Below are 10090 nucleotides of genomic sequence, written 5' to 3'. Positions count from 1 at the left end.
GGGTACGACGGCATGGCCGGGGCCTCGATGCAATTGCGTGACGCTCAATCCGGAAGAGATCTGGGCGCTCCAAAAACGCTGAMCAACGATGGTGAATGGTCAATCGAACTCACCGGTCTGGAGTTTCGCCCGTACACCATCGATGCCCAACAGACCCGCAATCAGCGCAAGTCCGAGCGAAGCGAAATGCTCGCTTTCAAAGTGGTGCTGCTGCCACCGGTCTTTACGCAGCCAACGGAAAACGGCGATCTTCCGCGAACCGCATTGTTTGAGGGGGAGGGCATGCCGGGCGGATTTGTCGAGGTCTGGCTGGAGGGCGATTCCGAACCTTTGCTGACCGGTATTCCCGTGGACGAGGACGGCAGCTGGAAAGCCGAGGTGACCTTGCCGGTGGGGGCCAAAATCATCCGGGCCAGGCAACGCTTCGAAGAACAGACATCCAAAGACAGCCCACCGTTGAGCTACAACGTGGTGCCGGCTGCGCCGTTTATCGAAACGCCGGCGCTGGACGAACACATTGGTCGGCGGGCGGTGATATCCGGTTTCGGCGTGCCGAGGGACATCGTGACGGTGAGGCTGGGTGACGCTACGTCAACGGTGCTGGGACGCAGTCCGGTGCTGGAGGATCGCACGTGGTCGGTGACGCTGATGCTTGATCGGCTTGGCGGACGCTGCGGCCTGGTGGCTGTGGCGTCGTGCGACGGCTTCGAATCGGCCGACTCGCCCAAACGGTCGGTCGTGCTGGGTACTTTTCTGCCGTCCATCGATGTACCGGCGGGGGGACGCTGGGTCAGTAATCCGGTGCAGTTTGAAGGGCAGGGCAAACCGGGAGTCGGGCAGGTCACGAGCTGGTTCAACCATGACCTGAAATGGTCCCTCGATGTCCCCGTCAGTACCAGCGGTTGGCAAGGCAGTGCAGCGCAGCCGCTGCCCGACGGCGGCAATTGGTGCCGGTTCAAGCAAACCCTCACTGCGGGTGAAGATGGCGCGACGGTTTCCGACTGGGTGGACAGCGAACGCTTCGAAGTCGGGTCTGTGCCACCCACAAAAGGCTGACAGCGCCCCTCCGATGAACGGTTGTCGATACTGTCATTTATGACAGTAGACGGTGATCGGCTTCAGGCGCCAAATCTCTTCCATCAATCGTACGGCCTGACAGGCTTGTCAGGCTGTTCAGGACCGTTATCGACCCCAGGAACCTGACCATGGCTGACTCCCGCCCCGCCTCGCAATTGCTGAACCAGGTCTTTAGTAACGAACAACGCACGAGGTACGCGGCTCTCGACACTTACATCGAAGAGGGTGGATCGATTTTTCCTCTGGTGGAAAAGGGCGTGCAGGGGCTGGTGAGGGACTTCAACGTGAGCCCCGAGGACGCTCGACGGTTTTTGCGGCGGGCCAACAGCATGGCCGTTTTTGTGCACCGCCAATTCATCGAGCACAGCTTGCGCCGCCATGAAACTGATGAGGCCAGGGCGACCAGTGGTTTGTTGTCGATGGTTACGGGACCCAGTTTCGAAACGCTGTTCAGTCCTGACTTCAACAGTTTTTGCCCGCCGCAGGCTCTGGAGTCTCTCGCTTCACCAGTGGCGTATCTGATCGAGCTGTTGAGGTGGATCGAACAGCGTATCGAGTTCGTATCGAGCAGTAACGAAAAGCTGCCGCTGCATGACCGGCGCAAGGACCTGAAACCGCTGTCGGTCGATTTCAATGCGGTGTATCGAGCGGTGTCCGCGGTCGACATCATCGTCCCGGTGCTGGAAACCTTCATCGCCGAACACGACGCCCGACTGGATGTTGAAGACGCGATGATCGAGGCGCGGTATCCCAATGGGCTGCCTTACTATCAGCACTGGGTGACCCTGGATGCGGTCGCCCATCACCTGGGGCTTTCGGTCGGCAATTTTGCGCACCTGGTGGACTTCTCCTTCCCTTATTTTTTGCTACGCCAGGCTTGGGATGCCGACGCGGGGCGTGCCCTGGCCCACGCATCACGGCTGGGGCCTTATCAGCGGCAGTTGCTGACGGAGGAGCCCGTAGAGTTCGATGATCGTGTGGTTTTTTATTCGCAGAACTTCGGCACCGATGATGTGACGTGGCAGAACCTTAACCAGGTGCCATTCTTCGGTGAGCGAACCAAACTCGATGCCCAGGGGCTGGAGGCGTTGCTGTCGGTACGAGGTTTCGCGCCGGTTCGTTCTGCCAACGTGACGTACTCGCAAAACAAGCCTGTTGAGCCGGAAAGCTGGCGCTCCGGTTCGGTTTACCTCAATGCCAATAGCGACCCTGCGGTCAGTCTTACGGGTGGCGTAACCGGCCCTTCATTCCGGCATAAATTATCAGCGACTCCAACAAGCGCAAATGGTCTTGACCGATACGACCGAATGAACCGCAAGTTGCGTCTGGATCAGTGGCTGGGGTTGCCCAGCGATCAGGTAGATGCGCTGTTGGTGGCGGCCATCAGGGCTGAAACGCGCAATAGCACGTCAGACAATGCCTGGTGGATCACGGATAAAGTCGTGCATGCACTGGGTCTGTTTCAGTCATTACGTGAGCGCTATGGGTGTACGGCGCCAGACTTTGCCGCGTTTATCGACGAGTTGTCGATTTATGGTCGCGGTGAAGCGCTCTCGCTGTTTGATCAAGTCTTCAATGGTCAGGGCGACTACCGCCAACCCATGTTGCTCGATAACGGGGATTTTTCGGTGTTGCCCATCCAGGGCGAGTCCGAACTGACGGTCACCCAGTTGTGCAGTGCGTTGGGGATCGACCTTCAGACCTACCGATACCTGGCCATGGCGATTGCCGGTGCGCATGGCGTCACCAACAACAAACTCAAGCGAACCCCCGCAGTCATTTCCAGTTTTTACCGCCTGGTGAAGCTGCCCCGCTTGTTGGGCATGACGCCGGTCGAAGGCGTCCTGATGCTGACGTTATTGGGCGGAGAAGACTGGCTCTACGGTCTGGCAGGTACTCCCCTGATCCATTCGACCCGAGTCGACACGCCCGACGTGCTGAACCTCATTTATGCCCTGCATTCCTGTGTGGGGTGGTGCGCAGACCGCAAGCTTGCGGTGCTCTGGATGTTGCAGCACATCTCGCAACCCCAAGCGTTGGCCACTGCCTCCGATGATGAGCGCCAGTTGTTTGAAAAAGTGCGCAGCCTGTTGCCTGGCGCGCAGTTCACCCACTCGGCATTACTGATGGCAGGGGTGCCGCCGCTGGCGGGCGCCAGCTGGCTGGATTTGCTGACGCTGCTGGTCGATGCTGACGGGCTGGTCCTGGCGCATCCGGGTACCGAAGCCGAGTACCTGGCCGTTGCCCGGCAGGCGCTCGACGGGGCGGTGAAGGATGGCCTCGGTGACAGCGATGAAGTCGTACGCGCTGCCATTGTCGAGAAAATGCTCGCCGTGCTTTTGCAGGCCAAAGAGACCCAGGCGTCGGTGGTCAAGGAATCGCTGGCGGTTTATGCAGGCGTCAACGCCGAGCAAGCGTTTCAAGTGTTGGTCTGGGCCAATGCGACGGTGCATCAATTGTTGCGCCAGGTGTTCGAACGCACCCTGTCGGATCGGGAAGATTCCTTGCGGGGGCGCAACGAGCAGCCCGATCCTTTGCTCGAGCTGTTGGCCGACGTACGTCGTCGCAGTGCGGTGGTGGCGAAACTGGATCTCAACGCCCAGTTGTTGCAGGACTATCTGGCTTACGGCCATAAGGCCTGGCTGGATCAGGATGATAAACATGCGTTCACCGTGAGGGCGCTTTACTACCTGTCGGTGCTCACCCGGGCGTTTGAATTGAGCGAGAAGCCCGCGCAGAAACTGCTCGATTATCTGCGTGAGGTCAATGCCTTGCCTGACGACCTGAGCGTTGATGCTGAGCGTCTGGCCCAGCAAGCGGCCTCAATCCGGCTGGCGGAGTTTTTCGACTGGAGTGTGCAAGAGGTACGCGAGTGTGTCAGTCGCTTCGACTCGACAGACCACATCCTGAAAAACCTGATCCAGCTGGATTTGTTGATGCGCATTCGGGTAATGACGGCGCAAACCGGCATGGATGCCGTGACGATTTTCATGATCGGGACTTTGCCCGCGGCAGTGGACAAGTCGAAGTACAAGGATGCTGCCGAGCATGCGTTGCTGAGCCTGTCCGCATCCCCTGTGCTTCATATGGCGTTCACCGACGATCTGCAACGGCTTGTTACCCTGACCTGTGTGGCGGACCACACCGATGTGGTAGCCAACAAGCCAGGCGAGAAAATCACCTTCACCGTGACCCTCAAGGATATCGACAACAAGGCGTTAAGCGGCGTCGAGGTTCGCTGGCTTACCAGGCTGGGCAGTATTGCCACCCGGAAAACTGATGTCGATGGCGTGGTCCAGGCAGAGTTTTTTCCCGGCAAGGTCATGGGCACGGACACCCCGCAGTTCTGGCTGGATCTGTTCAAGCCGCAGTACGCCCCTACCATCAATGTTGTTGCTGACACGAAGACCCTGCAGTTTCCGCCTCAGCTCATGTCGCCGGTACCGTTGGGTAGCGTGCCCCGCGGTCAGGAGATCGAACTCTACGCCACGCTGATGGACCAGTATCTAAACCTCGGGAAAAACAGTCCCGTGCGCTGGAGCTACGAGGAGAAGGACGGCACCCGGCTGCCGGTGCTGGATATCCGGCGGGCGCAGGCCAACACCAACCAGGAGGGTTTGACGCGAGTGTTTGCCTCCAGCCGAACCGGCGGCAAGTTTGAGATCAGCGTTCTGTCCGAAGCAGGAAAAACCACGGCTTATTTCGAAACCATCACGTTCGACGGCGAGGAGGCGGGCCAATGACCGCTATCGCTATCGCTGTCTGGTCGTGCGTTCCCGGCTCACATCCTCAGGAGAAAGGACTATGGCACTGAACAATATCGCTGGCCTGCTCGAAAAGCGCCGTAATGCGCTGGTTGAACTCTGCATCGGGAAGTTCGCAGGCGGAGAAAAGCCAAAGTACAGCTTCCTGAAAACCCCGGCAGACCTGTTCGAACTGCTGCGCATGGATCCGCTGGACAATTACCTGGTTCAGAGCTCCCGGGTGGCCGAAGCGACGAGCTGCGCGCAGCAGTTTATCCATGCCGCGTACCGCAAGCTGGAGCCGGGCTATGCGACGATCGAGTTCGATAAGAGAGATCTGGCGACTTGGGAGCTTTACAGCAACTTCCCGGATTGGGCCGCGTGGCAACTGATCAAGATTTACCCGGAAAACTTCATGACCCCCTTTGTTCGGCTGCGCAAGACCAGCCTGTTCAAAGCCCTTGAAAACAATCTAAATCAGACGCGCCTGAACAGTGATTCGGTTCAGGCTGCGCTGCAGGACTACCTGAAAACGTTCGAGCAGACCTGCAACCTGGACGTGATCAGTAGCTACATGGACGGCGCTTCGCCGGCACGCGCCGATTATTACTTTGTCGGTCGCCAGCGGGTGCCGCCGTTCCAGTATTTCTGGCGCAAGGCAGAGGTGGAACTCTCGCCAGCCGATGTTGCCCTCAATCCAGCGGTGTGGAATGAATGGCAGCCAGTGGATATTCCCACAGGAGCCAAGGTGTTGGACATTCGCCCAGTGTTCTGGAGCGGGCGGTTGTGCCTGGTGTGGGCCGAGTGGCGGGATCAGGTCATGGGATCGGATGGCAAAAGCATACCGCCGTGGCTGGACATCAATCTGGCGTACATGAGTCAAAACGGCCAGTGGTCGGCACCGCTGAGCATGCACAGCTCCGCACAGACCGCAGATCACTCCCAGGACAAAAACGTTCGACTGATTGCGACCGTTTGGGCCGATCATCACAACCCCAAGGGCAAGCTGGGGGTGTTGTTGACGAACCGCAAAGGGGACGGGAGTGAGCCCGGCCTGAATGTGACAGCGGTACGCGATGTACTTTTTCGTCCGTTGCCCGAAGATGATGGCGGCTGGCTGGTGCAGGCCGCGGACAAACGCTTTGTCTTCGCCGAAACGGTGCAGCACCCGTTGCTGAATCAGCCGACCATCGTCGCCTCTGTGACCACGCCGGGGACCCTGACGCGTTACCTGGATATGCAGGCCGTGGCGTTTCGCGTCGGTAACGACGATGTGCTGATTGTCCAGGGAATTTTGAGGCCCACGGGTATTACCAGTACCAGTAACGTTGAATTGGAATTGACGTTGAAAAACAAAACCCCCGACGACCCGGGACCGATCAAAACCTCCAAACCATTTGCCGGTGGCTGGGGCACCCTATGGCAAGTCTTCAAGCGGGGGAAAGGTGCATGGGGGACGCCGACCTTTACTTTTGGCAGTGCCACGGGTGGATATGGAGTTAAAGAATTTGCATTGACGATTGCCAACGTAACGGACTTCAACCCGGCGGCATTGCTCAAAAACACTTCTGATGCCGCGCAGTTTATTGCATTCAACCAAACACACTGGGCGCTTAAATTCACCCGTCTGAATTCGCTGTTCGGCCCAGAGCTGGTGCAACGCTCCAATATTTCCGTGGATGCGGTACTTGATTGGGAYACTCAGTTTCTGTCAGAACCGCCGCCCGGTTCGGCTACGATCAGCGAGCCGAACGGTGCATTCGATGGCGCCAATGGCTTGTTTTTCTGGGAGCTGTTTTTTCATTTGCCTCATCTGGTCGCGACGCGTCTGCGCACGGAGGACCGCTTTCTGGAGGCGCAAAAGTGGCTGCATTACCTGTTTGATCCGCAAGCACCGGCGGACATTACAAATCCGGCACATCCCAAACCGCTTTACTGGCGTTGCCGGCCATTGAACATCGTCAAAGGCAATGTCGGCTTCGAAACCCGCGCACCGGCCGATCCTGACGCCATCGGCTATTCCGCACCCTACCATTTCCAGATTCTGATATTCATTGAATACGTCAAGAACCTGGTGGCCTGGGGTGATTGGTATTACCGCCAGCTCACCCGTGACAGCCTGGTGGCAGCCAAGTTGTGTTACGTCCAGGCCGAGTTTTTCATGGGTAAGGCTCCCACGGTGCGGACAGTGAACCGTTGGGAAACCGACACGCTGGAGGGCCTTTTGAACAAGAGCCTGTCGCGGCCGGCGCTTGAGCAATTTGAACAAGCCCTCGTGTTCAACCTGGCGGACTTTCCTGCCGGCGCCGATGAACCGCCTGAGCTCGGGTTGCTGGCGAACAATCCTTTCAAACTCCCGATCAATGACCAGTTGCTCAAGATGTACGACGAGCCGGGCCAGCGCCTGCATAACCTGCGCAATAACCTCACTCTCGATGGCAAGCCGATGGAGATCCCGCTTTTCAGCCGTCCCACCAATCCCAATCAATTGTTGCAAGACCTGGCGGCCGGGAGTGTTGGCGTACCCAGACCCATGGGCGGGCGGCTGGTGGTCGGTGCTTTCCGTTGGCGCGTGATTTTCGAGGCGGCGTTGCGTGCCGTGCAAACCCTGCAGGAATACGGCAGCCAGGTGCTGCGCTTGCTTGAGCAGCGGGATAGGATCGAGCTGGAAGAAATGCAGCAAGACCATCTGGTGAAACTGGGCACCTATGCCCAGAGCGTGCAGGAATATGCCATCGACCAGTTACAGGCGAATGTGGTCGCGCTGGAGCAAAGCCGGGCCGTGGCGGCGGAACGGTCCGACGCCTATGCCGCACTCTATGACGAAAATGTGTCGGCGGTTGAATACGAGGTCATGGAAAGTCTGCAGGAGTCAAAAAAACTGTCACTGATGTCCGCAGGCATCAGGCCGGCCGCCGCGCTTGTGGCTGCCTTGCCTAATATTTTTGGTTTGGCCGGTGGTGGTTGGCGCCCCGACGAAATCATCAATGCGGTGTGCTACGGGTTGGACATCGCCTCGGCGGTCAAGCAAATGGACGCGGACAAGCAAGCCACCACCGAAGCTTACCGCCGTCGCCGTAACGAATGGGCGCTGCAGCGCAGTCAAGCGACAGCGGAGATCCGGGCGATTGATGAGCAGATCGTCGCCCAGAAGCATGCCGTCGAGGCGGCCAGAGCCAGCTTGCAGCAAACCTTCACGGCCAACAGTCAGGCGCTGACGGTTTACAACTTCCTCAAGAAGCGTGCGACCAATGCCGAACTGTTCGGCTGGCTGCTGGGCCAGTTCARGGCCCTGCACTATCAGGCGTACGATGCGGTCGTCAGTTTGTGTCTCAACGCTCAGGCTTCGTTGAACGCGGAAACCGGCGATTACGACGCGAATCTCCCCTTGCCCCAGGTCTGGCTGGATAACCGTCACGGCTTGACCGCAGGCGAACACCTGCGCGGACATTTGTTGCGTATGGAGCGTGAATACCTGCAACGTCATGAGCGTCGGCTGGAATTGGTCAAAACCGTATCCTTGCGGCAACTGTTTGACGACAAGGTCGAACCGCAAGTGGGGATCGACAATTGGACGTCTGCGCTGCAGCAGTTGCAGGACCGGGGGACACTGGAGTTCAAGCTTACCCAGTTGCTGTTCGATCGCGATCATCCGGGGCATTACTGCCGGCAAATCAGCTCGGTCGAGGTCGATCTGCCGGTGTTGACCAGTCCTTACGAAAATGTACCAGCCACCTTGTTGCAGATCAGCAGCATGATCGCGACCAAGGAATCAACTCAGTCTGTGAGGTATTTGCACAACCCGGACGGTGCTACAGCCCCCTCCGATGTGCAGGTCAATCTGCGCAGCGGTCAACAAATCGTCTTGTCGACAGGGATCGCCGATAACGGCATGACGGCCATGAAACCTGATGAAGGGTTGCTCAACCCCTTCGAAAGCACGGGGGCAGTGTCGCGCTGGACGTTGAACTTTCCACGGTCGAAAAAAGCTTCGCAGCACGCCATGTTGCTCTCATTGACGGACGTCATTCTGCGGGTCCGTTTCACGGCGAAAGCCGGCAAACCGACCTTCGCGCGAACCGTCGAAGACCTGGTAACCCAAGCCGAAAACGCGGAGCAAAACTCAATCGTCGAAGGAGCCGTCCGTCATGAATGAGTCGATCATCCAAGCCAATGAAAGTCTGATCCTTAATGGCGATTTCAAGCAGGGGTTTATCAAATGGAAGAAAGGTACGACAAATCCAAGCTGGTTGGGTACAGCGAGTGAACTCTATGAAGGTGTACTGATTCCTTTGCTGAAGGCTGGAAACAATTCTTCGGTCTGTCAGCGTTTGAGGGTCCCCAAGAGTCCGAGTGCGCAAGCGCGCTATGTACTCGGTTTCTGGTGCGAGACCCGGCACACCGAAGCGGGCATGCTGAAAATCAGCATTGATGGGCAGCAAGAGACATTGGAGATCCCCTTGCGGCCGGGAGTATCAAGGGATTTGGAGGAAGATCAGGCGCGGCTGAGGAACGGTCAGCCGCTGGATTTCAAACCGATCAAGTACGAAGTCGAACTGGCGCTGCCATTCAAGGCCGAGGGCACCCTCACCGTCGACGTGTCCAGCCCGGCCAATGCCCCCAATGACCCCGTCTCGGGAATCCGCATCACGCGAATCAATCTCCAATTGCATCTGGAGCCAGCGGTGATGCAGAGGCTGATGCTGGATGAAGAACCGGTGTCACCCGATGCGACGCTGTACATGTGCCTGGGGGCTTCCGCGAGCCTGGTTCACCGGTTGAAATTCCTGCCCGCACCAGAGAATGCCTGGCGGGACACCCAGGCAGCGCTGACCATCGACGACAATCCGTTTGGCGCGGTTGTCGCGGCGCCGGACTGGGGCGTGGATCATCCGCTGGAGGATCAATGGAAGCTTGATTGCCCATTGATTGGTCAGGAGGAGCCCTACCTTTTCTCGATGAATCTGCATAATCAGTACACCGCCGAGCCTTACCCGGTGAATGTGTCGCTCGGGCATCATCGTTTGGTGTTTCGCAAGGTGCTCGAGGCGGCGTATTACCCGGTGCTTGAATACGCGCAGCGTGTGCGTCTGGGGGTGCAAGTGGGGGCGTATTACACCGGTCAGTCCCTCAGCGGGCGAGCGGTGACCTGGACGCTTGCCGACCAAGGGGTGAAAAGCGTTGGCGTCACGAATGAACAGGGCTGGGTGTACTTCGATTTTGAGCCGCAGGCAGCGGGTAACGTTGTCATTCAGGCCTCTGTCGAGAGT

The 10090-nt window shown here is 58.2% G+C and carries 2 protein-coding genes and 2 pseudogenes; all 4 read left to right on the top strand.

Annotation, left to right across the window (positions count from 1 at the left end):
- A pseudogene (locus tag AC1DSG_RS22120) lies at window positions 1–1056 on the top strand (hypothetical protein); the annotation flags it as partial.
- A gap of 149 nt (window positions 1057–1205) precedes the next feature.
- The gene (locus AC1DSG_RS22115; protein ID WP_477792787.1) at window positions 1206–4820 is read left to right on the top strand and encodes a Tc toxin subunit A; all 3615 of its coding nucleotides are present in this window, start codon (window positions 1206–1208) and stop codon (window positions 4818–4820) included.
- A 61-nt stretch (window positions 4821–4881) separates the two neighbouring features.
- Window positions 4882–8976 (top strand): Tc toxin subunit A-related protein, encoded by a 4095-nt coding sequence (locus AC1DSG_RS22110; RefSeq protein WP_477792786.1) that lies wholly within the window; start codon window positions 4882–4884, stop codon window positions 8974–8976.
- A pseudogene (locus AC1DSG_RS22105) lies at window positions 8969–10090 on the top strand (Ig-like domain-containing protein); the annotation flags it as partial. The gene AC1DSG_RS22110 and the pseudogene AC1DSG_RS22105, both read left to right, overlap by 8 nt.

It is taken from the genome of Pseudomonas sp. P5_A12, from assembly GCF_056400685.1.
This window is presented reverse-complemented; position numbering and strand designations above follow the sequence as displayed.

Excerpts from the sequence above, each read along its gene's own strand:
- AC1DSG_RS22115 (WP_477792787.1), top strand. The coding sequence starts at position 1,206 with ATGGCTGACTCCCGCCCCGCCTCGCAATTGCTGAACCAGGTCTTTAGT.